Source organism: Sphingopyxis panaciterrulae (assembly GCF_014199295.1).
GTDB classification, from domain to species: domain Bacteria; phylum Pseudomonadota; class Alphaproteobacteria; order Sphingomonadales; family Sphingomonadaceae; genus Sphingopyxis; species Sphingopyxis panaciterrulae.
In genome coordinates this window covers 92,829-112,870 of record NZ_JACIJH010000010.1, presented here as the reverse complement: position 1 = coordinate 112,870, position 20,042 = coordinate 92,829, and the positions used below count along the sequence as shown (strand labels likewise).

General features: G+C 65.0%; 21 protein-coding genes. 9 read left to right on the top strand and 12 right to left on the bottom strand.

Annotation, left to right across the window (positions count from 1 at the left end; all coding sequences use genetic code 11):
* Positions 1–15: 15 nt before the first annotated feature.
* Positions 16–1,110 (top strand): hypothetical protein, encoded by a 1,095-nt coding sequence (locus FHR21_RS14635; RefSeq protein WP_184099637.1) that lies wholly within the window; start codon positions 16–18, stop codon positions 1,108–1,110.
* A 67-nt stretch (positions 1,111–1,177) separates the two neighbouring features.
* The gene (locus tag FHR21_RS14630; protein ID WP_184099635.1) at positions 1,178–2,470 is read left to right on the top strand and encodes an MATE family efflux transporter; all 1,293 of its coding nucleotides are present in this window, start codon (positions 1,178–1,180) and stop codon (positions 2,468–2,470) included.
* Between the two features lie 164 nt (positions 2,471–2,634).
* Here FHR21_RS14630 and FHR21_RS14625 read toward each other — a convergent pair whose 3' ends face one another.
* The 4 genes from FHR21_RS14625 to FHR21_RS14610 form a co-directional block, all read right to left on the bottom strand.
* Positions 2,635–4,149 (bottom strand): heparin lyase I family protein, encoded by a 1,515-nt coding sequence (locus tag FHR21_RS14625; protein ID WP_184099633.1) that lies wholly within the window; start codon positions 4,147–4,149, stop codon positions 2,635–2,637.
* 96 nt (positions 4,150–4,245) lie between these two features.
* A complete protein-coding gene (locus FHR21_RS14620) occupies positions 4,246–4,716 on the bottom strand; it encodes a glycosyltransferase (protein ID WP_184099631.1) in 471 nt (156 codons plus the stop codon).
* A complete protein-coding gene (locus tag FHR21_RS14615; RefSeq protein ID WP_184099629.1) occupies positions 4,713–5,162 on the bottom strand; it encodes a glycosyltransferase family 28 protein in 450 nt (149 codons plus the stop codon). Before FHR21_RS14615 ends, FHR21_RS14620 begins: the two co-directional genes overlap by 4 nt.
* Positions 5,163–5,179: 17 nt before the next feature.
* Positions 5,180–5,701 carry a hypothetical protein gene (locus tag FHR21_RS14610; protein ID WP_184099627.1) on the bottom strand — a complete coding sequence of 174 codons (522 nt, stop codon included), beginning with the start codon at positions 5,699–5,701 and terminating at the stop codon, positions 5,180–5,182.
* Between FHR21_RS14610 and FHR21_RS14605 the strand changes: the two genes are divergently transcribed.
* Together FHR21_RS14605 and FHR21_RS14600 are read left to right on the top strand one after the other, a co-directional pair.
* Positions 5,688–6,860: an O-antigen ligase family protein gene (locus tag FHR21_RS14605; RefSeq protein ID WP_184099625.1), complete on the top strand. Its 1,173-nt coding sequence runs from the start codon at positions 5,688–5,690 to the stop codon at positions 6,858–6,860. The genes FHR21_RS14610 and FHR21_RS14605 overlap by 14 nt on opposite strands.
* 4 nt (positions 6,861–6,864) lie before the next feature.
* The gene (locus FHR21_RS14600) at positions 6,865–8,034 is read left to right on the top strand and encodes a hypothetical protein (protein ID WP_184099623.1); all 1,170 of its coding nucleotides are present in this window, start codon (positions 6,865–6,867) and stop codon (positions 8,032–8,034) included.
* Positions 8,035–8,050: 16 nt separating this feature from the next.
* On the opposite strand, the gene FHR21_RS14595 is transcribed toward FHR21_RS14600, so the two are convergent.
* Positions 8,051–9,340 (bottom strand): adenylosuccinate synthase, encoded by a 1,290-nt coding sequence (locus FHR21_RS14595; RefSeq protein ID WP_184099621.1) that lies wholly within the window; start codon positions 9,338–9,340, stop codon positions 8,051–8,053.
* A gap of 245 nt (positions 9,341–9,585) precedes the next feature.
* Between FHR21_RS14595 and FHR21_RS14590 the strand changes: the two genes are divergently transcribed.
* Positions 9,586–9,963 carry a DOPA 4,5-dioxygenase family protein gene (locus tag FHR21_RS14590; protein ID WP_184099618.1) on the top strand — a complete coding sequence of 126 codons (378 nt, stop codon included), beginning with the start codon at positions 9,586–9,588 and terminating at the stop codon, positions 9,961–9,963.
* Here the strand turns inward: FHR21_RS14590 and FHR21_RS14585 are convergent.
* From FHR21_RS14585 to FHR21_RS14575, 3 genes are all read right to left on the bottom strand, one after another.
* Positions 9,960–11,075, bottom strand: a complete 1,116-nt coding sequence (locus FHR21_RS14585; protein WP_184099616.1) for an ATP phosphoribosyltransferase regulatory subunit — start codon at positions 11,073–11,075, stop codon at positions 9,960–9,962. The two genes, FHR21_RS14590 and FHR21_RS14585, sit on opposite strands and share 4 nt — an antisense overlap.
* Before the next feature lie 175 nt (positions 11,076–11,250).
* Entirely contained in the window at positions 11,251–12,837 is a 1,587-nt protein-coding gene (gene serA, locus FHR21_RS14580; RefSeq protein WP_184099614.1) for a phosphoglycerate dehydrogenase, read from the bottom strand.
* Positions 12,838–12,956: 119 nt separating this feature from the next.
* Entirely contained in the window at positions 12,957–14,084 is a 1,128-nt protein-coding gene (locus FHR21_RS14575) for a phosphoserine transaminase (RefSeq protein ID WP_184099612.1), read from the bottom strand.
* A 171-nt stretch (positions 14,085–14,255) separates the two neighbouring features.
* Here FHR21_RS14575 and FHR21_RS14570 point away from each other — a divergent pair, with 171 nt between their 5' ends.
* A complete protein-coding gene (locus FHR21_RS14570; protein WP_184099610.1) occupies positions 14,256–14,957 on the top strand; it encodes an extensin family protein in 702 nt (233 codons plus the stop codon).
* A gap of 37 nt (positions 14,958–14,994) precedes the next feature.
* Complete coding sequence (locus tag FHR21_RS14565) at positions 14,995–15,864, top strand: LOG family protein (RefSeq protein WP_184099608.1); 870 nt, start codon at positions 14,995–14,997, stop codon at positions 15,862–15,864.
* A gap of 39 nt (positions 15,865–15,903) precedes the next feature.
* Here FHR21_RS14565 and FHR21_RS14560 read toward each other — a convergent pair whose 3' ends face one another.
* Together FHR21_RS14560 and FHR21_RS14555 are read right to left on the bottom strand one after the other, a co-directional pair.
* Positions 15,904–16,338 carry a c-type cytochrome gene (locus tag FHR21_RS14560; protein ID WP_184099606.1) on the bottom strand — a complete coding sequence of 145 codons (435 nt, stop codon included), beginning with the start codon at positions 16,336–16,338 and terminating at the stop codon, positions 15,904–15,906.
* On the bottom strand, positions 16,338–17,009 hold the full coding sequence (locus tag FHR21_RS14555; RefSeq protein WP_184099604.1) for a c-type cytochrome: 672 nt from the start codon (positions 17,007–17,009) through the stop codon (positions 16,338–16,340). The genes FHR21_RS14560 and FHR21_RS14555 overlap by 1 nt, the downstream gene beginning before the upstream one ends.
* A 165-nt stretch (positions 17,010–17,174) precedes the next feature.
* On the opposite strand from FHR21_RS14555, the gene FHR21_RS14550 reads away from it, so the two are divergent.
* Positions 17,175–18,065 carry a prephenate dehydratase gene (locus FHR21_RS14550; RefSeq protein WP_184099602.1) on the top strand — a complete coding sequence of 297 codons (891 nt, stop codon included), beginning with the start codon at positions 17,175–17,177 and terminating at the stop codon, positions 18,063–18,065.
* A 1-nt stretch (position 18,066) separates the two neighbouring features.
* Here the strand turns inward: FHR21_RS14550 and FHR21_RS14545 are convergent, their stop codons facing one another.
* The gene (locus FHR21_RS14545; protein WP_184099600.1) at positions 18,067–18,744 is read right to left on the bottom strand and encodes a CDP-alcohol phosphatidyltransferase family protein; all 678 of its coding nucleotides are present in this window, start codon (positions 18,742–18,744) and stop codon (positions 18,067–18,069) included.
* Positions 18,745–18,927: 183 nt separating this feature from the next.
* Between FHR21_RS14545 and FHR21_RS14540 the strand changes: the two genes are divergently transcribed.
* A complete protein-coding gene (locus FHR21_RS14540; protein ID WP_184099598.1) occupies positions 18,928–19,542 on the top strand; it encodes a DUF805 domain-containing protein in 615 nt (204 codons plus the stop codon).
* Between the two features lie 3 nt (positions 19,543–19,545).
* Here the strand turns inward: FHR21_RS14540 and FHR21_RS14535 are convergent, their stop codons facing one another.
* Positions 19,546–20,037 (bottom strand): hypothetical protein, encoded by a 492-nt coding sequence (locus tag FHR21_RS14535; protein ID WP_338113173.1) that lies wholly within the window; start codon positions 20,035–20,037, stop codon positions 19,546–19,548.
* Positions 20,038–20,042: the final 5 nt, after the last annotated feature.

Sequence of the window (20,042 nt, the reverse complement as noted above, 5' to 3'; positions counted from 1 at the left end):
CGCCTTGGAAACTTGATGTTCGAGTTGCGCGGCGACGGCCCCTTGGCGGGCGCGGTGCGCGAAGAAATTCCCGCGCAAATGCTGTGCGAAAGCGATAGCCCGGCAGATGCAGTCTACGAATTCGGGAACATAAATATTCCATCGGGCGAAAGCGTCTATGTCGGTGCCTATCGCGTCGGCAAAGGCTGGATTTATATCGACGACAAATATCTACCCAGCCTGATCTCGATGGAGGCCGGCCGGATGCACGTGACCGTCGGTTGCCGGGTCGACCTATTGGGAAAGCCGGGCATATCGGCGTTGTTGAAGCCCGTGGATCACGCATATAATAATGTATGGGGAAGAATATCAAAAAGATTTTACTATTCGATCTTCAACCAGACCTCGCAACTCTATCAACTCGCCCATGGCCAGACCTATTGCCATGCGAGCGCTTGTACCGATGGCCAGCGGACCGTTTTGTTGATGGCCTGGGGCGGTGTCGGTAAGACGTCCAGCCTCCTGCAGCTTCTCAATTCGTCAGAAAGCTGGCGTTTTATTTCCGACGATCAGGCTATCCTCGACCGGAAGGGGAACGTGTACCGTACCCCGTTCCGGATGCAAATCTATCCCTATAATCTGGAAGGCGAAGATCGACTGCGCAATGCGCTGATGGGACGACGGTCTATTTTCGACAAGGCGCAGTGGCAGATACGGCAGGGGTTGATGGGGAAAAAAAGCGTCCGTCGCCGCGTGCAGGCGGAAGAGTTTCTGGGGGCCGGTCGCGGCGCCGCGTCGGCGGGCGTGACGCATGCCTTTTTCCTGAGACGGACGGGAGGAATGGAGTTTTCCGATCATTCTGTATCGACCGAAGATTTGGCTCTGCAGATGTCGCACGTGATGCAATATGAATTGGGCATGCTCGGCAATCTACTCGCTGCCTCGACGAGTGTGGGGTCGCGGGACGAGGGATTCGGCTTCGATATGACTATAGCATCGGAGTTGGATTCCGTTGCCGACATCGTCAGGGATGGCCTCGATCATGTTCGTGCGCAGCCGAGATTGCTGGACGTGCCCTTCAAGGCGCAGCCCGCAGATTTGCTGCAAGCGGTTTTGGCGCGAATCGACTAGGATCGCAGGCAATGGCGAGTCCAGTTGACGCGCCCAGTGGATCGGTGGTGGCCAAGGCGAACCGCGGATGAAATATCAATCTGTCAGGACCGCGGCGAAATCTATGTTTCGCGTTGGTTTGTTCAGTATCGATCAGGCGCTGTCGAGCCTTTCCAACCTCGCCGCGTCGATTGCGGCGGCGCATATATTATCCGCTGGCGATTTTGGTGCGTTCGGGATCGTCTTTGCGACATATCTGCTGGTCGTCCTATCCGCGCGTGCTGTCACCGGAGAGGTGCTTCTTCTTGCCGATGCGGGGCGGGCGAATGCGAATGGTGCGATCAACCTAGTCGTTGCCGCCGTCGTCGGCCTAGGCGCGGGCATGATTTTGCTGGGCGTCGCCGCGTTGCTCAGGGGGCCGGTCGGCGTGGGTCTTGTTCCGCTTGCGGTCGGGATGGTCGGCCTGACGGTTCAGGACACGATCCGCTATATCGGCTTTGCGACCCGTCGCATCGAATTGGCTCTGGTGACTGACGCGCTTTGGCTAGCTTTCATCGTTCTGGGCTTCTTCTTTGTGTCGGACTCCCGATCCTCGCTTGGAGAGGTGACGACAATATGGGTGGGATCCGGCGTCGCGGCAGCTTTCTGCACTCTGCCATTGCTGCGGACAGCCCGGCCGCGATGGTCCGCTATCGCAGCCTGGCTGTGTGAACAGAAAAATGCGATGCGGAACCTGCTTTTCGACCGCGGGCTGGTTTCGGTGTCCCAGCAGAGCATTATATACGTCGTTGCGCTGTTTATCGGACTCGAAGGGAATGCTGCCTATCGCGGAGCGCAGATCGTCATGGCGCCTATCAATGTCTTGAGCGTTGGTCTGGTGACGGCTGTCGTTCCCTATCTCGTCCGCGTCTGGGGACGGCGCCCAGCGACCTTGAAGAAAGAGGCGATCCGCATCGCAGCCATCAGTGGCTTTGGCCTCCTCGGCCTGACGCAATTGGTCGCCAATATGCCGGATTGGCTTGGGCGCGCCATTCTGGCTGAATCATGGACCTATGGTCAACCGGTCCTGCATGTCATGGCCATGATCATTCCGCTGCAAGCGGTGAATTTCACAGCTGCCAATGCGATGCGCGCTATGGGGCGCACAGGGGCTGCTCTGGCGGTTAGGTTCGTCTCGGTCCCGATGACGCTGCTTGCCGTTGTCGCCGCCGCCTATTGGGGCGACATCGGGGCAGTGATATGGGCGCAGGTTGGCACAACCGCCGCAGCCATGCTGCTTTGGTGGTCGGCATTCTCCCGCACCTATCGTCATGACTGCCCACCGTCTGCGAACAAGGCCGATGCGGCGGAACAGCCGGAGTTGAATGCCGATCTGTCATAGGCGGCTGTCGCCGGTTCGGGGGGCAGACCTGGGAGACCTGTGTGCGGGAGGGCAGAGACATGAGCGTGTATTGCCGATTCTATGGGCTTTCCAAGAGGGGGAGCGTCAGGTAGCGCAACCTCCGATTGGCCAGGAGCGGTTTGGCTTTGCTGGGCGCAGGTCTCCTAAATCCGATCTGACAGATCGCGGGTCGTGGTTCCCGTCACGTTCCGGAAACGCACCATGGTTGTTCCCAACGTCCCTTGGGTCCGGTAGATACCGAAACGAAAATAGCCGGCTCCGGGCGCATCAGCATAGCCAATGGCTCCCTTTTCCTCCAGCAGCAGCTTGCCGTCGACCCAGATGCGGGCGAAACCATCGACAGGATTGGCTTTGGTTTCGATGACGACATGGTAAAATCGGCCGGGCTTGAAATCGGGGATGTGTGCGGAAACGCTCTGTCCACGCTTGCCTTTCCTGTCTCCCCTAGCGACGGAGAAGCGAACTGTTTTGCCTCCCGTCGACAGGTCGCTCAAGTCCAGCCGTAGCCAGGGCGAGGGGATCGATGATTTGCCTGCGTGATATTGGGCGAGGATCGCGAAGTCGGTCTTCGCCGAACCCCGCGCAAAATGGTCCACTACGAAATCGAAGGCATTCCAATAGGTCACGCCCCTCTTCATCGTATCGGTCTGCCGGAATTCCGATCGTTCGGAATAGTCATGGCCATTCGCAAGATCTCCTCGCCATTGGTCGCCGGGACCGATGTTGAACGAAATCTGGCGTTCCTGACGAGTTCCCTGCACGAAGCACAAAGTCCCTTCCTCCCCCTCGACCGCGAAGTCATTGTTGCCCAAGGTCTGATGGGTGTCCGTTCTGACGGTGGAAAAGGTCGCCGGAATTGCCTGCCGATAGATGCGGATAGCCCGGATATAGCCTTGCAGCATCTGTTTGCCGCGATGGTCGCCACCCAGATAGAGGTTGTTCAGGTGGGGAATGCGGAGGTCAACAGCACGGCTGACTTCGCCGGAATTGCGATCCTGAAGGCGATAGTCGCCATTCTTGACAGTGGCACGAACAGTGACGATCCGGTTGCGAAGTTCGTCGGGGGTCGAGGGACCGTTCTTGAGGTCGAGTTTCGGCGTGCCACCACCGTTGTAGACGTTCATCTGCAAGACGCCGCCAAGCCAGTCGCGGGGGTCTCGCGCCGATCGCCGGTTGAGCGAGATTCTGTTTGAATCCGGGCCGACGGCTGCGTTGAAGTCGAATATCGTCTGTGGCGTGTCGACGGCTGTCTGGACGATATCCAGTTCGATGGTCGCCTCTCCCCGGCGGATCAACTCCTCGCTGATCGCTCGTTTGAGGCGCAAGGGGCGCTGCAGTCCTCCCTTGCCGAATTTTATGCCGTTATGCACGTCGCTTTCGGACCGTAGTTTCGGCGGTACCTCGAAGAGCGCCGAAAGTGCCACGCTTTGTCCATCATAAGCGTAACGGCGATGCGCAAAATCCAGATCAAGAAACGGGGTCTCTTCGGTCCGGCTTGCGGTTCGCGCCCTTTCCCGGCAGGAAATCGGCGTCGTCGAGCCGGTTGTGGCATAGGCGCTTTCTCCGCCCCAGACACTTTCTGGCGTGAAGAAGCGCGATGAGCCAAACAGGCCGAGCGTGATCAGGCTCAAGCCGACGATGGCGGGTACGATCTTCAACTCCGTCGTCCTCCTGCCTAATTGTGGGGTCTCGGTTGGATCGTCAGTTTGTGAGTCCGAGCCTGAACATCCGATGATCGATGAGAATTATTGCCGCTACCGGTAAATCCAGTCGCGAACGAAGGTCTGCAACGCGATTTTGGCCGGCGTCGCTTCGATAAAGGCCGATTCGAGCGTCGGGGCTATCAGATAGGCTTCCAGTTCGCTCTCGCTTTGTGCGACATGCACGCCCCTATGCCCCGTTAAATTGCGCGCCGTAGCGAGTTGATGATCGTTGCGGTGCTCGCCCCGGTCTGCGCGCCGGGGAACGATGATGAGGGGGAGATTCTTCTGCTTTGCAGTTAGAATCGTCCCGATGCCGGCATGACCCACGATCAGGCGGGTGTCAGCGATGATGCTGTCATATTCCTGGGGCGTCACGAAGGGCTGGTGACGGATCTGGCGGTATGCCCCATTGGGTTCCGCCGTTTGCGCAAAAACATCGAGAGCGTTGCGGGCGGCGATGGCATCGACCCATCCCATCAGGCGCGGAAAGGGCAGTTGCGTTCCGACGGTTACGAAGATCACAGCACCGATCCTTCGAACCGGCCGCCGACCTGATCGGCGACATGTTTCCACTGCGACAGCCACAGCGTGGAAAATCTGCGGGCTTTCTGCCCCGCAAGCGATGGCTCCTCCGCATTGGCCACGCTGTCGATCCAGATCGTCCTGATCCTGAGGAAATGCGCTATCATAATAAAAGCGAAGCCGGGAAGCGCGCCCGTCGAAATCACCACGTCCGGCCGTTGCCGCAGCAGGCACGATACCGCCTGGCCGATGCACAGCAGAAAGCGGAACGGCGTATTCTTGTTGCAATCAGCGACGATCGCGAACGGCGCCTTGCCGTCCATTTGTGGTAGTTCGTCCATCGTGGTCACGAAGAACAGATCCTCTGCGGGCAACGCTTCGGTGATCTGGCAGGCCTGATGCCAATGACCGCCGGCCGAGGCCACCACCAATATCTTGCGTTTCATTGAAAATGCCTTCGGAGTCACTGATGGCTGCATTGCAGAAAGCCCATTGGTGGGCCAGCCTGTGCTGGCTCTCCTTCGGGCAGAGCGGAGAGCGTTGCGCCATTTTGCGCTGTAGACCAGAGCTTTGGCGATGAAAAGCCGCGCCTGCGCGACCGTTCGAAACGCGCTCGGACGGGATGCGTACGCCGCGCCTGTTCCAGCACCCCCAGGTCGAAAACGGAGGCAGAGGGGGTAAGAGCGCCTTGACTGCCATGGGCAATTCCCGCATCGAACTTTATCGCCGATAGGGCCGACAATCGGGAGAGATCAGCCATTTCCACGCAAGCTCGAGCGGGCGCGGCGGCTTCGGCGTCGCTGGTCCGCGCCAATGAAATCCTGCTCTGTCTTCTCTTCGCCAGCGCCTTCGTGCTCGGCGGCAGTTCGGGCGACGCGAGTCCGCGCATCTTCCTGATCTGCGTGGCGGCTTCGGCCAGCTTGTCGGTTGCGCTCGCCGCGGGGGCCTGGGGCGCGGTTTGGAAGTTGCCGATGCTGCTGCGCATCGCGCTGTTCCTGATCCCTCTGGTGCCGCTGCTGCAACTCATTCCGCTTCCGCCGGGATTGTGGGACGCGCTGCCCGGCCGCGAGGTTCCGAAGGCCGTCTTCGCCCTGGTGGGCACCGAAGGGCAATCGCATCCGCTCAGCTTGACCCCGGCGACGACGTGGCTCGCCTTGCTGATGCTCTTGCCGCCCTATGCCGCCTTTTTCGCGGCGTCGCTTCTTGACGATCGTGGCCGGGAACGATGCGTCGGCCTGTTCCTGGCGCTCGTCGTCCTCTCTGTTCTCGTCGGCGTGATCCAGGTCGGCAGCGCCGGCGGTGCCCTCAACTTCTATAACAGCGCGCACCGGGGCAATTTGATCGGCTTCTTCGCCAATCGCAACCACGAAGGGGTGGTGCTCGCGATCACCGCGGTCTTCAGTATCGCCTTCGTCAACGCCCGCGCCCCGTCGCGGCAATCGGCGATCGCCTGGTCGGCCGTCCTGACGATCACCCTGCTCGCCGCGGTCATCGGCACTATTTCGCGCGCCGCGCTCGGGCTGACGCTGCTCGGTCTTTTCGCGTCAATCGGCCTCTATTTCCTTCGCGGCCCGCGCAAGCCGCGCCTGTGGGTTTTCGCCGGGGCGGCGGTCGTTCTGGCGGCCATGATCTATTTCTTCAGTTTCAGCACGGTCGTCGCCAATGCCCTCGCGCGCTTCAACGATGTGGCCGAAAATGGCCGTAGCGAAATCTGGCACAATAGCTGGCCGCTCGTCGGACAATATTTTCCGTGGGGCAGCGGCCTCGGCAGCTTCGTGTCCGCCTATGCCGCGCGCGAGCCGCTCGATCAGGTGAGCATCTATTATGTCAACAGCCCGCACGACGAATATCTGGGGCTGCTGATCGAAACGGGGATTCCGGGGATACTGGTTCTCGCGTTATTTGCCGCTGCGCTGGTTGTGCGGGGAATCGGGCTGGTGCGTAATCCGGCGAGCGGCGGCACCTATGCCATTCCGGCCGGGCTTTCTATCGGCCTGATCGCTTTGCACTCGATCGTCGATTATCCGCTGCGAACCCCCGCCGGGATCGTCCTTTTCGCGATTCTTATCGTGCTTTTCTATTCGGATCCCTCGGGGAAAAAGCGGGTGCGGGTCCGCGCGAACGATGTCGGCGCGGAGGGATAGGATCATGGCACGTATCATCGCGTCGGGGCTGTTTTTCGTCGCGCTGCTGGCGTTCACCTTGTTCGCCTTCGCGCAGCAGCGCGCCGAGCGGATCGCCGCGCAGCCCGGCTGGGCGTTGACCGCGATCGAAAACGTCGACATCCCGCCCGCCACTGCTGCCCAGGCGCGCAGCATCCTTGCGCGGCGGCCGCTGAACCAGCCGGTTCTCAACCTGCTCTTCGCCGTCGAATCGCGGGGCGACCTCGATCCCGCGCGCCGCGAAACCTTCATCGACACGATCAAGGCGCTCGGCTGGCGCGACACGCCCAGCCAGCAGAATCTGATCGTGGAGACGCTGCGCGACGGCGATCCGCGCGAGGCGGTGATGCGTGCCGACGCGCTTCTGCGCCGTGGCAAGCTGACGTCGAACATCGTCGCGGTGCTGGCGCAGATCGAAGTCTATCCGCAGGCCGCGGACCTGTTGATCGAACGTCTCGACAAGCAACCGGCATGGCGCAGGCATTATTTCGCCTATGCGGGCGCGCTCGGCAATCCGGCATTGCTGGATGCGCGCATCCAGTTGCTCGACAAGATGCTGGCCAAGGGCATGACGCTGAGCCGGTCGGATCTGAAAACGTCGCTCGACGCCATGGTGCGGGCGGGAAGGCAGGGAGAGGCGGTGCGTATCGCCATGGCCGCCAACCCCTCGGGAAGCGCGGGCACGTTGATCTATGATCCCGATTTCTCGAGGTTCGCCGCCCTGACGTCGCGCGATCGCGACAATGTCCTGCCCTTCGAATGGTCGCTCGCCAGCCGCCCGGGCATTTCGGTCATGATCGTCCCGCGGTCCGATGCCGGTCAGTTGCAGATCCGGTGGAACGGCATGGGCGCGCCGGTCATCGCGCATACGATGACCATGCTGCGCGAAGGGGCGCAGCCGCGGCTCGAGGTCCGCGTCGAAGGGGTCGATGCACTGAACGGCCTCGACAGCTTCGGGTTCAGTCTCGCCTGCCGCGGCAAGGGGGCGGTGGCGTTCGAGCGGTCGCGGGCGCCGGGCAAGGACCATGTCGTCCGCTTCGATGCCGCGGCGCCGGTGATGTGCGACTATCCCGAATTCGCCATCGTCGGCCGGCCGCAGGCTGCCGATCGCGACGCGGCGACCGCGATCGATTCGATCCGGTTGTCGACCACGTAAGCGCGGGTCAGGGGTCTCAGTCGCTGAACGGATCGCGGATCAGGATCGTATCCTCGCGCTCGGGGCTGGTCGAAACCAGCGCGATCGGGGTTTCGATCAGCTCCTGCACGCGCTGGATATATTTGATCGCCTGCGCGGGCAGGTCGGCATAGCTGCGCGCGCCCGCGGTCGATTCGCTCCAGCCGTCCATTTCCTCGTAAATCGGTTCGACCGCGGCCTGATCGGCGGCGTGGCTGGGGAAATAGTCGAGGATTTTGCCGCGCAGGCGATAGCCGGTGCAGATGCGCACCTTCTCGAACCCGTCGAGAACGTCGAGCTTGGTCAGCGCAATGCCGGTGACGCCCGACACGGCGCAGCTCTGCCGCACCAGCACCGCGTCGAACCAGCCGCAGCGGCGCTTGCGGCCGGTGACGGTGCCGAATTCGTGCCCGCGCTCGCCGAGCTGCTGGCCGGTTTCGTCGTCGAGTTCGGTCGGGAAGGGGCCGCTGCCGACGCGCGTCGTATAAGCCTTGGCGATGCCGAGCACGAAGCCGACCGCCGACGGGCCGAGGCCGGATCCCGCCGCCGCGGTGCCGCTGACGGTGTTCGAGCTGGTGACAAAGGGATAGGTGCCGTGATCGATGTCGAGCAGCACGCCCTGCGCGCCCTCGAACAGGATGCGCGCGCCGGCTTTGCGCACCTTCTTCAGCCGCTTCCACACCGGCTGCGCATAGTCGAGCACATAGTCGGCGATCTCGGCGAGGTCGGTGAGCAGGCGCTCGCGGTCGATCGGCGGCTCGCCGAAACCGGCGCGCAGCGCGTCGTGATGCGCGGTCAGGCGGTCGATCTGCGGCTCGAGATGGTCGAGGTGGGCGAGGTCGCAGACGCGGATCGCGCGGCGGCCGACCTTGTCCTCATAGGCGGGGCCGATGCCGCGCCCGGTGGTGCCGATCTTGCCGGCGCCCGCGGCGGTCTCGCGCAACGCGTCGAGGTCGCGGTGAAAGGGCAGGATCAGCGCGCAATTGTCGGCGATGGCGAAATTGTCGGGATTGATCTCGACGCCCTGGCCGCGCAGCTTGGTGATCTCGTCGCGCAGCGCCCATGGATCGAGGACGACGCCGTTGCCGATGATCGACAAGGTGCCGGTGACGATGCCGGAGGGGAGCAGCGACAGCTTGTAGGTCTGGTTGCCGACGACGAGCGTATGGCCGGCATTATGACCGCCCTGGAAACGGACGACCGCGTCGGCGCGGCTGGCCAGCCAGTCGACGATCTTGCCCTTGCCCTCGTCGCCCCATTGCGACCCGATGACGGTAACATTTGCCATGATGCTGTCCTGCTGTGTGCGGGCTCCGAGGCCCGCGCGGCCTTAGCGGATTTGGCCGCGGAGGCAAGGGTCGGCGCGATGAAGGCGGGAGATGGCTGGCGATTCAGGCCCCTCCCCTTTAGGGGAGGGGTTGGGGTGGGGGCCATCGGCCTTGTGCAAGGCCGATGGCCCCCACCCGCTGCGACTAAGCCAGCAAGCTGGCAAGTCTCGCTGCCCTCCCCTGAAGGGGAGGGAGGAGAAAATGCATGAACGAAGCCGACGCCCCCTACCACGCTCATATCTATTACGACGCGCAAGAGCGCACCGCCGCTGCTGCGCTGCGCGAAGAATTCAGCCGCGACCCGGCGATCCTGCTCGTCGGCCCGATGATCGACGCGCCCGTCGGTCCGCATCCGATCGCGCAATATGAGGTGCATTTCCTGGGCGCCGCGGTTCCGGCGGTGATCGCGATGATCGAAAAGGCGGGGCTTCGCGCGCTTGTCCACCCGCTTACCGACGATGACCTTGCCGATCATACGAGTCTCGCGCACTGGATCGGCGAGCCGCTCGAACTCGATGTGAGCGTGCTCGATCCGCCGGGCGCGAACAAGGGCGTGCCGCGCTTCGGCGTTTCGGATTTCTAGGCCTCGACCGGCCCGTCCGGTCCCAGCACCCAACCGCAGCCCAGCCGCGCCGCTTCGTCGGCGTCGGTCAGCGCCGCGACCGTCCGCCAACCGTCGGCGCGCAGGCTGGCGGTGAGCGCGGGGTCGTGGCCGGGGGGCAGGAAGATGCGGCGCTCGCGCTCGTCCTCCTCCGCCAGCCCTTCGTCGATGAGCGGGTCGGGATAGAGCGAAAAGCCGACCGCGGGTTCCTCCCGCCCGCCGCCGACCGGGATTGCATAGCTGCCGCCCAGCCCGATATGCGCGCCCTGGCCGGGGACGAAGATCGAGAAGCCGAACCAGCTCTGATAGGCGAAGCCGTGGCGTTCGGTCGGGTCGAGGGTCAGGTCGACGCGCTCGCGCACCGGGGCGGCGATCGCCTCGATCGCGTCGAGGCGCCCGGCGAGCACGCCCGCGACGTCGAAGGCGCGCAGATCGGCGATCGCCCGGTCGAACGGCCCGGTCGCGCGCAGCAGCGGCAGATAGGTTTCGGCGCCGAGCCGGGTCAGCGCACCGGCGTCCTTGGCGTCGAGCGCGTCGCGCAGGGCTGCGACGTCGCCCGCGACCGGCAGCGGCCCGCTCGCGAGCAGGTCGACGACGTCGGGGAGGGTGAAGTCGAAGGTGACGCGGCCGATCCCCGCCGCCTCCAGCGCGTCGATCGCGACGGTCACGATCTCGCGCGCCGCGGCGACGCTGTCGCTGCCGATCAGCTCGGCGCCGACCTGGAGCATCTCGCGCGCCGGGCGGAGCTGGCTCGCACGCAGTTTGACAACCTGCCCGGCGTAGCAGAGACGCAGCGGGCGCGATGCCTGCGCGAGGAGCGAGGTGGCGATGCGGCCGACCTGCCGCGTGATGTCGGGGCGCAGCGCGAGGGTGCGCTGTGACACCGGATCGGTGAAGCGCAAGAGGTCGCGCGCCGAGCGCTCGTCGTCGCCGCCCAGCGTCTCGCGAAATTCGGCGAGCGGCGGCGCGACGCGGCCGTAGCCGTGCGACCGCATCGCATCGACGAGCGCGCGCGTGACGCGCGACGCCGCCTCCGCCTGCGCGGGCAGGCGGTCGCGGAGCCCTTCGGGCAGCAGGGCGGGGGCCTTGGTCATGGCGGTGGCTCTCCTAGCCCGTGATATGGGCTTGTGAAAGCCCCTCCCCTTCAGGGGAGGGGTTGGGGTGGGGGCCATCGGCCTTGCGCAAGGCCGATGGCCCCCACCCGCTGCGACTAGCGAACAAGTTCGCAAGTCTCGCTGCCCTCCCCTGAAGGGGAGGGCGTGTCGTGGTTTAAAACTTCAGCCCCTTCACCGTCTTAACGCCGGGAAGCTGGCAGACCTGCCACAGCAGCGGCTCGGGCATCGGCGAATCGAGGCTGAGCAGCAGCACCGCTTCGCCCCCCGCGGCACGGCGGCCGAGGTGGAAAGTGCCGATGTTGAGCCCCGCATCACCCAGCGCGCCACCGATGCGGCCGATGAAGCCCGGCGCGTCCTCGTTGACGATATAGAGCATGTCGCCGGCGAGATCGGCTTCGACCTTGATCCCGAACATCTCGACCAGCCGCGGCTCGTTGTTGCCGAACAGTGTCCCCGCGACCGAGCGGTCGCCCGCCTCGGTCGCCACGGTGACGCGGACCAGCGTGTGATAATCGCCCTCGCGGTCGTGGCGCACCTCGCGGATATCGAGCCCGCGCTCGCGCGCCAGATGCGGCGCGTTGACCATGTTCACGCTGTCCGAATAGCGGCGCATCAGGCCGGTCAGCACCGCGGCGGTGATCGGCTTGATGTTGAGCTCGGCCGCCGACCCCTCGACCTCGACCGAGATGGTGGTCAGATTGTCGTGCGCGAGCTGGCCGACGAGGCTGCCGAGCTTTTCGGCGAGGCTCATATAGGGGCGCAGCTTCGGCGCTTCCTCGGCCGACAGGCTGGGGACGTTGAGCGCGTTGGTGATGCCGCCGGTCAGCAGATAGTCGCTGATCTGTTCGGCGACCTGGATGGCGACATTGACCTGCGCTTCGTCGGTCGAGGCGCCGAGGTGCGGGGTGCAGATGAAGTTCGGGGTGCCGAACAGCGGATGGTCGGCCGCCGGCGGCTCCTGCGCGAACACGTCGAGCGCCGCGCCTGCGACATGCCCCGAATCGAGCGCCTCCTTCAGCGCTGCCTCGTCGACCAGGCCGCCGCGCGCGCAGTTGATGATCCGCACGCCCTTCTTGGTCTTGGCGAGATTTTCCTTCGACAGAATATTCCGCGTCTGGTCGGTCAGCGGCGTGTGCAGCGTGATGAAATCGGCCTTGGCGAGCAGCGTGTCGAGGTCGGCCTTTTCGACGCCCAGTTCGATCGCGCGTTCGGGCGTCAGGAAGGGGTCGAAGGCGACGACCTTCATGCGCAGGCCGAGCGCGCGCTCGGCGACGATGCTGCCGATATTGCCGCAGCCGATCAGACCGAGCGTCTTCGAGGTCAGCTCGACGCCCATGAAGTCGTTCTTCGGCCATTTGCCCGCCTGCGTCAGCGCATTGGCTTCGGGGATCTGGCGGGCGAGCGCGAACATCATCGCGATCGCATGTTCGGCGGTGGTGATCGAGTTGCCGAAGGGCGTGTTCATCACGATGACGCCCTTCTTCGACGCTTCGGGAATGTCGACATTGTCGACCCCGATGCCGGCGCGCCCGACGACCTTGAGGTTGGTTGCAGCGGCGAGGACGTCGGGGGTGACTTTCGTCGCCGAGCGGATCGCGAGGCCGTCATAATCGCCGATGATCGCGATCAACTCGTCCTTGGTCTTGCCGGTGATCTCGTCGACCTGCACTCCGCGTTCCTTGAAGATCGCGGCGGCTTTGGGGTCCATCTTGTCGCTGATGAGGACTTTGGGTTGGGTCATTTCGATAGCTTTCAAAAGCTCCGTTCGTCCTGAGCCTGTCGAAGGACAGTTCTTCTTTTGGACGTCGGAAAAAAGGGCGGCCCTTCGACAGGCTCAGGGCGAACGGAAATGAGGGAGCGTCAGGCCGAAAGGCTGGCGTAAGCCCAGTCGAGCCACGGCCCGAGCGCTTCGATGTCGGCGGTGTCGACCGTCGCGCCGCACCAGATGCGCAGGCCCGGCGGGGCGTCGCGATAACCCGCGATGTCATAGGCCGCGCCCTCGGCTTCGAGCAGCCCGGCGAATGTCTTGATGAAATCCGCATCCGCGCCGGCGACCGACAGGCAGACCGAAGTCTTCGACCGGCTCGCGGGATCGGCGGCGAGGTGGCTCAGCCACTCGCGCTCCGCGACGATCCTGTCGAGCGCCGCGGCGTTCGCATCGCTGCGCGCCTTCAGGCCGTCGAGCCCGCCCAGCGACTTAGCCCATTCGAGCGCGAAGATCGCATCCTCGACCGCGAGCATCGACGGGGTGTTGATCGTCTCGCCCTTGAACACGCCCTCGACCAGCTTGCCGCCCTTGGTGAGGCGGAAGACCTTGGGGAGCGGCCAGGCGGGGGTGTGGCTTTCGAGCCGCTCGACCGCGCGCGGGCCGAGGATCAGCACGCCGTGCGCGCCTTCGCCGCCGAGCACCTTCTGCCAGCTGAAGGTCGCGACGTCGATCTTGTCCCACGGCAGGTCATAGGCGAACACGGCCGAGGTTGCGTCGGCGAAGCACAGGCCGGCGCGGTCGGCGGCGATCCAGTCGCCATCCGGCACGCGCACGCCGCTGGTGGTGCCGTTCCAGGTGAAGAGGACGTCGTTCGACCAGTCGATCCGGCTCAGGTCGGGAAGCTGGCCGTAATCGGCGCGGATGACCGTCGGATCGAGCTTGAGCTGCTTGGCGGCATCGGTGACCCAACCTTCACCGAAGCTCTCCCACGCCAGCGTCGTGACCGGGCGGGCGCCCAGCATCGTCCACATCGCCATCTCGAAGGCGCCAGTGTCCGAACCCGGAACGATGCCGATGCGATGCGTGTCGGGCAGCCGCAGCATCTCGCGCATCAGGTCGATGCAATAGGCGAGGCGCGTCTTGCCGATCTTCGCGCGGTGCGAGCGGCCCAGCGATTCGGTGTTCAGTTTTTCGGGGGACCAGACCGGCGGCTTGGCGCAGGGACCGGAAGAAAAATAGGGGCGCGTCGGGCGCACCTGTGGCGTCGGCACTTCACTCATCATAGTCTCTCCTTGCAGAGAGCTCGCGCGGCGTTGGGACCGCGTGGCCCGGCGCTGCGTTTAAGGATGGCCGGGTAAGTGTCAAACGAATATCGTCCGCCGCGCGAAGTTTTCGGCTGGTCGCACCGATGGTTTACAGCTCGTTAACCAATGTGTCGGTAAATTGACGCCATGCCGATGCCGATCTTCCTCCAGCCCCGGATGCTCCTCACGGCCGCCGCGGCGCTGGCGCTGTCGGCGTGTTTCGGTACGCCGGATGCGATGAAAGGCGGCGGGACCAAGCGCTCGGGCGGGGCGACGGCGCAGCGGCCGCAGACGACGGGCGCGCCCTCCTTCACCAGCGCCGCAGCCCGGCAATGCGCGGTCGATCTGCGGCAGGCCGGAGTGAAATTCACCCCGCTGCCGAACGAGGATCATGGCGGCGGCTGTTCGTCGATCGATTCGGTGAAGCTGCTCGACATCGGCACCCCGGTGACCAACCTCGGCCCGATGACCTGTCCGCTCGCGCGCAATTTCGCGGCGTGGGTCGAATATGCGGTGCGCCCTGCGGCCCGGCTCTATTTCCGCACCGAAGTGGTCAAGGTCGAAACCTATGGCACCTATAGCTGCCGCAACATCTATGGCGGGCGCTCGGGCCGGCTGTCGCAGCATGCGACGTCGAACGCGGTCGACGTCGCGGGCTTCGTGCTCGCCGACGGGCGGCGGATCATGCTCGACGGCGGCTGGCACGGCGACCAGAGCTCGCAGCAATTCCTGCGCGCCCTGCACAAATCGGCCTGCCGCCGGTTCGGCACGGTGCTGAGCCCCGATTACAACGCCGCCCACTATAATCATTTCCATCTCGACATGAGCGGCAACGGATACTGCCGCTGACTTGGCAAAGTCGCGCGAAGCGGCTAGCCGCTCGCTAATGACAGCAGAAAAGCAACCGCATCGCTCGCGTTTCCACAAGGCCAAGGACGACGCGCAGTTCGCCAAGCAGGCGACCACCACTCCGCAGACCGCCAGCGCCGCCTATCGGCTTGCCTTTCAGGACACCGACTTCCTGCTGCGCGACGATCTGCGTCCGGTTCGCTTCCAGCTCGAACTGCTCAAGCCCGAGTTACTGCTCGAGGAAGCGAAGATCGAATCGACCCTGGTCATCTATGGTTCGGCGCGCATTCCCGAAGCCGACACCGCTGACGGGCTCGAGGCGGCGGCGACCGATGATGCGGCGCGCAACATCGCGCGGCGGCTGAAGGCTAAGGCCAAATATTATGACGAGGCGCGCCAGCTCGCGCGGCTCGCGAGTCAGGTGCCGTGCGACGACAAGGGATGCCGCCACTTCGTCGTCTGTTCGGGCGGCGGGCCGTCGATCATGGAGGCGGCGAACCGCGGCGCCGCCGACGAGGGACGCGAGTCGATCGGGCTCAACATCGTGCTGCCGCACGAACAGGCGCCGAATCGCTACGTTACCCCGTCGCTGAGCTTTCAGTTCCACTATTTCGCTCTGCGCAAGATGCACTTCCTGCTCCGCGCCCGCGCGGTGTGCGTCTTCCCCGGCGGCTTCGGCACCTTCGACGAGACGTTCGAGCTGCTGACCCTGATCCAGACCGGCAAGATCAAGCCGATCCCGGTGCTGATGTTCGGCAAGGAATTCTGGAACCGCGTTGTCAATTTCGATGCGCTGGTCGAGGAAGGCGTGGTCAGCGCCCGCGACCTCGACCTCTTCACCTTCGTCGAGACGGCGGAGGAAGCGTGGAGCATCATCCAGCATTTCTACGAGAATGCCGAGGATTGACGGTCGTTCAGGCCCCTCCTGCGAAGAGGAGGGGGCACCTCACTCCGACTGCTGCTTCAGATACAGGATCAGCGCCTTGCGGTCCGCGGGGTCGATGACGCCCGCGAACGCCATGCGGGTGCCCGGCACCGTCTTCATCGGATCGGCGAGATAGGCGTCGAGCGCCGCCTCGTCCCAGACCCCGCCCTTGGCCTTCATCGCGCCCGAATAGGAGAAGCCGTCGTGCGCGGCGACCGCGCGGCCGACGATGCCGTGAAGATTCGGGCCGATGCCATTGCGGCCGCCCTTGTCGATCGTGTGGCAGGCGACACAGCGCCGGAAGACCTGTTCGCCCATCGCTGCGGTCGGCTCGATTGCCGGGGCGACGTCATCCGCGGCCGAAGCGCCCGAAGGCGCCGTCTCGGCGGGAGGCTGCGGCTGGCCGCAGCCGGCGAGGGCCAGCGCGCCCGCCAGCAGGACGGGCGCGAGACGCATTATTTCTTGGCTACGGCCGGGGCCGGATCGGCGCCTTCCGCAGGGGCCGCAGCATCGGCGGCCGGAGCGGCGCCTTCGGCCGGAGCCGCCGCCGCATCGCCCTCGGCCGGAGCCGCGGCTGCGTCGCCTTCGGCCGCCGGGGCGGCTTCGGGGGCGGGCAGCGGCAGGTTCGAACCCTGCGCGTTCAGATAGACGATCAGATTGGCGCGATCCTCGGGATTCGACAGGCCGGCGAAGGACATTTTGGTGCCGGGCGCGAACTTGCGCGGGCTGGTCAGCCACTTGTCCATCTTTTCGAAGTCCCAGCTTCCGCCCATGCCCGCGAGGACCGAGGAGAAGGCGAAGCCGTGCTTGCCGTGGCCGATTTCCTCGCCCAGCGTGCCAAAGAGGTTAGGGCCGATGCCGTTGGCGCCGCCCGAATTGATCGTGTGGCACGCGGCGCACTTCGCGAACACCGTCTCGCCCTTCGCCGGGTCGGCGGCGGCGAGCAGATTGGCGAGCGGCACGGCCGATTCGCCGCCGCCGGCGCCAGCCTCGGCATCCTCGATCGGATAGCCGGGCTTTTCGGGATTGTGACTCGCGAACAGCATGCCCGAGCCGATCGTCAGGCCCAGCGCGCAAATGCCGGCGAAGAGCACCCATCCGGCAATAGTGTTGTTGCGATTGTCCATGCTTGCAGCCCCGTTCGCTGGCGCCCGCTCGTCGGAGCGCTTGATAGGTTTGGCGCTCCCTTACTGGGGCACGCGCGGCGGCGCAAGGGATGAACGTCCGATCGGCGCGGTTGCGCCCGAAGCATGGCCCCGCTATGCGCCGCGGCGCATCTTGGAAAGGCGGACATGGGCAGCTATTCGGCTTCGGCACAGCGACTGGTCGACACGATGAAAACGGCGGCGCTCGCCGATCCGGCGCGCGGCCTCGCCTTTCAGGGCGCACCCGGCGCCAACAGCGATCTGGCCGCGCGCGAATATGATCCGCACGCGTTACCGCTGCCTTGCTATGCGTTCGAGGACGCGATCGAGGCGGTGCGCGACGGGCGCGTCGACCGCGCGATCATCCCGATAGAGAACAGCCTGCACGGCCGCGTCGCCGACATCCATTTCCTGCTGCCCGAATCCGGCCTGTCGATCGTCGGCGAGCATTTCCTGCCGATCCGCTATGGGCTGATGAGCCGGGACCTCGGGCCGGTGACGCGCGCGATGAGCCACGAGCAGGCGCTCGGCCAGTGCCGGGGCTGGCTGCGCGCGAACCATATCTCTCCCGTCGCGCACAGCGATACCGCGGGCGCCGCGGCGTGGGTCGCCGACAGCGACGAGGTCGGGCTCGCCGCGCTCGCGCCGCCGCACGCCGCCGATCTTTATGGGCTGACGCTGCACGGCACCGGCATGGAGGACGCCGACCACAATATGACGCGCTTCGTCGTTCTCGCGCGCGAACCGCTGGCTGTGCCGCCGGCGGGCGTGCCGCTGATGACGACCTTCATCTTCGAGGTGAAGAATATCCCCGCCGCGCTCTACAAGGCGCTCGGGGGTTTCGCGACCAACGGCGTCAACATGACCAAGCTGGAAAGCTATCAGGTCGGCGGCAGCTTCGCCGCGACGACTTTCTATGCCGACATCGTCGGCGCGCCGGGCGAGGAAACGGTCGACCGGGCGCTCGAGGAACTGGACTTCCAGACCAAGTCGCTGCGCCTGCTCGGCACCTATCCGATGGCGCGAGTGCGGGGGTAGATCAGCCGCCGCGCCGAGCGAGAAGGCGGGCGGTCGCGAGGCTCTGGACGACGTACAACGTCGTCAGGATGCTCGCGACGACAAGGCCGAAGATATCGAAAGCCGAAAAATCGGTGCCCAGAACGGTGCCGCCGCCGACCAGCGGCATGATCATCGTCATCGCCATCAGCATCAGCCTGAGTTCGGTCGGCCCGCCCGCCATATAGGACAGGCGGAACTCGCCGAGCACCTTCGCCGACAGGAAGGTATGGATCGCCAGCAGCAGATAGCCGACCGCGCCGAACAGCGCGACGTCGAGCCGGAAATAGGGGCTTGCGCCGATCCCGCCGACGATCAGCACGATTGCCAGTCCGTCGACACTGTGATCGACAAAATAGCCATAAGCCGGCCGCTCGATCCGCCGCCAGCGCGCGAGGCTGCCATCGAGCGAGTCGCCGAACCAGTTGACGATATAGCCCGCGAGCGATAGGCCGAGCCATTCATCGTCGATCCAGCTCAACATATAGCCTGCCGCGACGAGCACCGCGCCGAAGAAGCCGAGCGTGGTGAGCTGGTCGGGGGTCACCCAGGCCGGCAGGCGCTCGCACAGCCAATTGAGGACGCGCCGCTCGCTACGTGCGAGGATATTCTGCTGGATGCGCGTCGGCGCCTGGGTGGCCTGGATCGGGTGTTGGGTCATGCGTGGCTTTCGTCGCTGCCGTCACATCTGTGTCAGCCAGACGTCACGCTGTGGTCATAGGCGCGAAAGCCGGGCAAGGAAAGGCTGCACATCCACCAAACTCGGCTGGCCCCCGGGTGCCGAGTCCTCGCAGTTTGCACTTCACGGACTGGTCGCTAAGTTGTCCGGCAGGGGGAGAGGGGTGTGGCTGACGTTTCGATCGGACGGATTTTCCGGCGCGGCTTCGCGGGGCTGTTCGCAGCCCGCGGCCGCGACAACCGGATGCAATTCTGGCTATTCAGCGCGCTCGTCTTCGGCCCGCTCGTCACCCTTCAATTCATCGTCCAGATGATCCTGAGCTTTCCCTCGGTCGACCTTTCGGGTGGGCAGGGGGCGATCCGGACGGCGTCCCTCGATGCCCATTTCTTCGAAAGCGTCGCGATCATCGGCACCGTCAACCTGGTGCTCCATCTGATCGGTGCCCTGCTGCTCGTGACCGCAGTGGCGCGCCGCCTGCACGACCGGGATCGGAGCGGCTGGTGGTCGCTGATCCTGCCGTTCGCCGTCGTCGCCGTCGGGCTCGACCAGGCACGGAGGACAGAGGCGATGGCGAAGGCGATGGCACGCTGGATGGCCGAAGCGCGCCAGACGCCGCCCGAGGGGATCGGCGATGTCTTCGCCTTTCCCGCAAGGCTGCAGGCGGCGATGCCCGGTCCTGACTGGCCGGCCATCGTGGCGGGCCTCGCGATGCTGTGGCTCGCGATCGAACTCGTGCGTGCAGGCACGGCGGGAGACAATCGCTACGGGCCTCGGCCCTGAAGGCTAATCCTGCCAGGGGCCGATTTCGCCAACCTCGCCGATCCGTCGCATCCGCACCGCGCCGTCCAGCCATGCGAGTTCCCACATCGGCGCCGGGCGTGCCCATTCGCCGATCACGAACAGCGGCAGTCTGGTAGTGGCGACAAAGGCGCGATCATCGTCGGTGGGGCCGGGGACGACCGGGCCGGGCTGCTGGTGCAGCCGCACGACCGCGAGCGCGCCGGCGGGCGGCGGTGGCAGCGAATCGCGCACCGGAAAGCCGAAACTCGCGCCGACGGCGGGATAGCCCTTGTCGTCGCGGATCAGCACCAGCACCTTGTCGGCGGTGCCGAACGGGCCGTTGACCGGCTTGCCGACCGCCTTGCGCCCGACGATGGCGGCATATTCGCGCAGATCGGCGTCGGCGACGGGCATGGGCGTTTGGGGCGCAGGGGTCTCGGCCGCGGGCGGCAAAGCGGGTGGGGTCACCGGGTCCGCGGCGAGCAGCAGTAGCACAGCGA

Bases quoted from the DNA above. Each gene is read 5' to 3' on its own strand.
- FHR21_RS14545 (WP_184099600.1), bottom strand. From the start codon at position 18,744: ATGACCCAACACCCGATCCAGGCCACCCAGGCGCCGACGCGCATCCAG.
- FHR21_RS14635 (WP_184099637.1), top strand. From the start codon at position 16: ATGTTCGAGTTGCGCGGCGACGGCCCCTTGGCGGGCGCGGTGCGCGAA.
- FHR21_RS14590 (WP_184099618.1), top strand. From the start codon at position 9,586: ATGAACGAAGCCGACGCCCCCTACCACGCTCATATCTATTACGACGCG.
- FHR21_RS14585 (WP_184099616.1), bottom strand. From the start codon at position 11,075: ATGACCAAGGCCCCCGCCCTGCTGCCCGAAGGGCTCCGCGACCGCCTG.
- serA (WP_184099614.1), bottom strand. From the start codon at position 12,837: ATGACCCAACCCAAAGTCCTCATCAGCGACAAGATGGACCCCAAAGCC.
- FHR21_RS14575 (WP_184099612.1), bottom strand. From the start codon at position 14,084: ATGAGTGAAGTGCCGACGCCACAGGTGCGCCCGACGCGCCCCTATTTT.
- FHR21_RS14565 (WP_184099608.1), top strand. From the start codon at position 14,995: ATGACAGCAGAAAAGCAACCGCATCGCTCGCGTTTCCACAAGGCCAAG.
- FHR21_RS14615 (WP_184099629.1), bottom strand. From the start codon at position 5,162: ATGAAACGCAAGATATTGGTGGTGGCCTCGGCCGGCGGTCATTGGCAT.
- FHR21_RS14555 (WP_184099604.1), bottom strand. From the start codon at position 17,009: ATGGACAATCGCAACAACACTATTGCCGGATGGGTGCTCTTCGCCGGC.
- FHR21_RS14630 (WP_184099635.1), top strand. From the start codon at position 1,178: ATGAAATATCAATCTGTCAGGACCGCGGCGAAATCTATGTTTCGCGTT.
- FHR21_RS14610 (WP_184099627.1), bottom strand. From the start codon at position 5,701: ATGCGCAGCAGCATCGGCAACTTCCAAACCGCGCCCCAGGCCCCCGCG.
- FHR21_RS14570 (WP_184099610.1), top strand. From the start codon at position 14,256: ATGCCGATGCCGATCTTCCTCCAGCCCCGGATGCTCCTCACGGCCGCC.
- FHR21_RS14560 (WP_184099606.1), bottom strand. From the start codon at position 16,338: ATGCGTCTCGCGCCCGTCCTGCTGGCGGGCGCGCTGGCCCTCGCCGGC.
- FHR21_RS14595 (WP_184099621.1), bottom strand. From the start codon at position 9,340: ATGGCAAATGTTACCGTCATCGGGTCGCAATGGGGCGACGAGGGCAAG.
- FHR21_RS14550 (WP_184099602.1), top strand. From the start codon at position 17,175: ATGGGCAGCTATTCGGCTTCGGCACAGCGACTGGTCGACACGATGAAA.
- FHR21_RS14600 (WP_184099623.1), top strand. From the start codon at position 6,865: ATGGCACGTATCATCGCGTCGGGGCTGTTTTTCGTCGCGCTGCTGGCG.
- FHR21_RS14605 (WP_184099625.1), top strand. From the start codon at position 5,688: ATGCTGCTGCGCATCGCGCTGTTCCTGATCCCTCTGGTGCCGCTGCTG.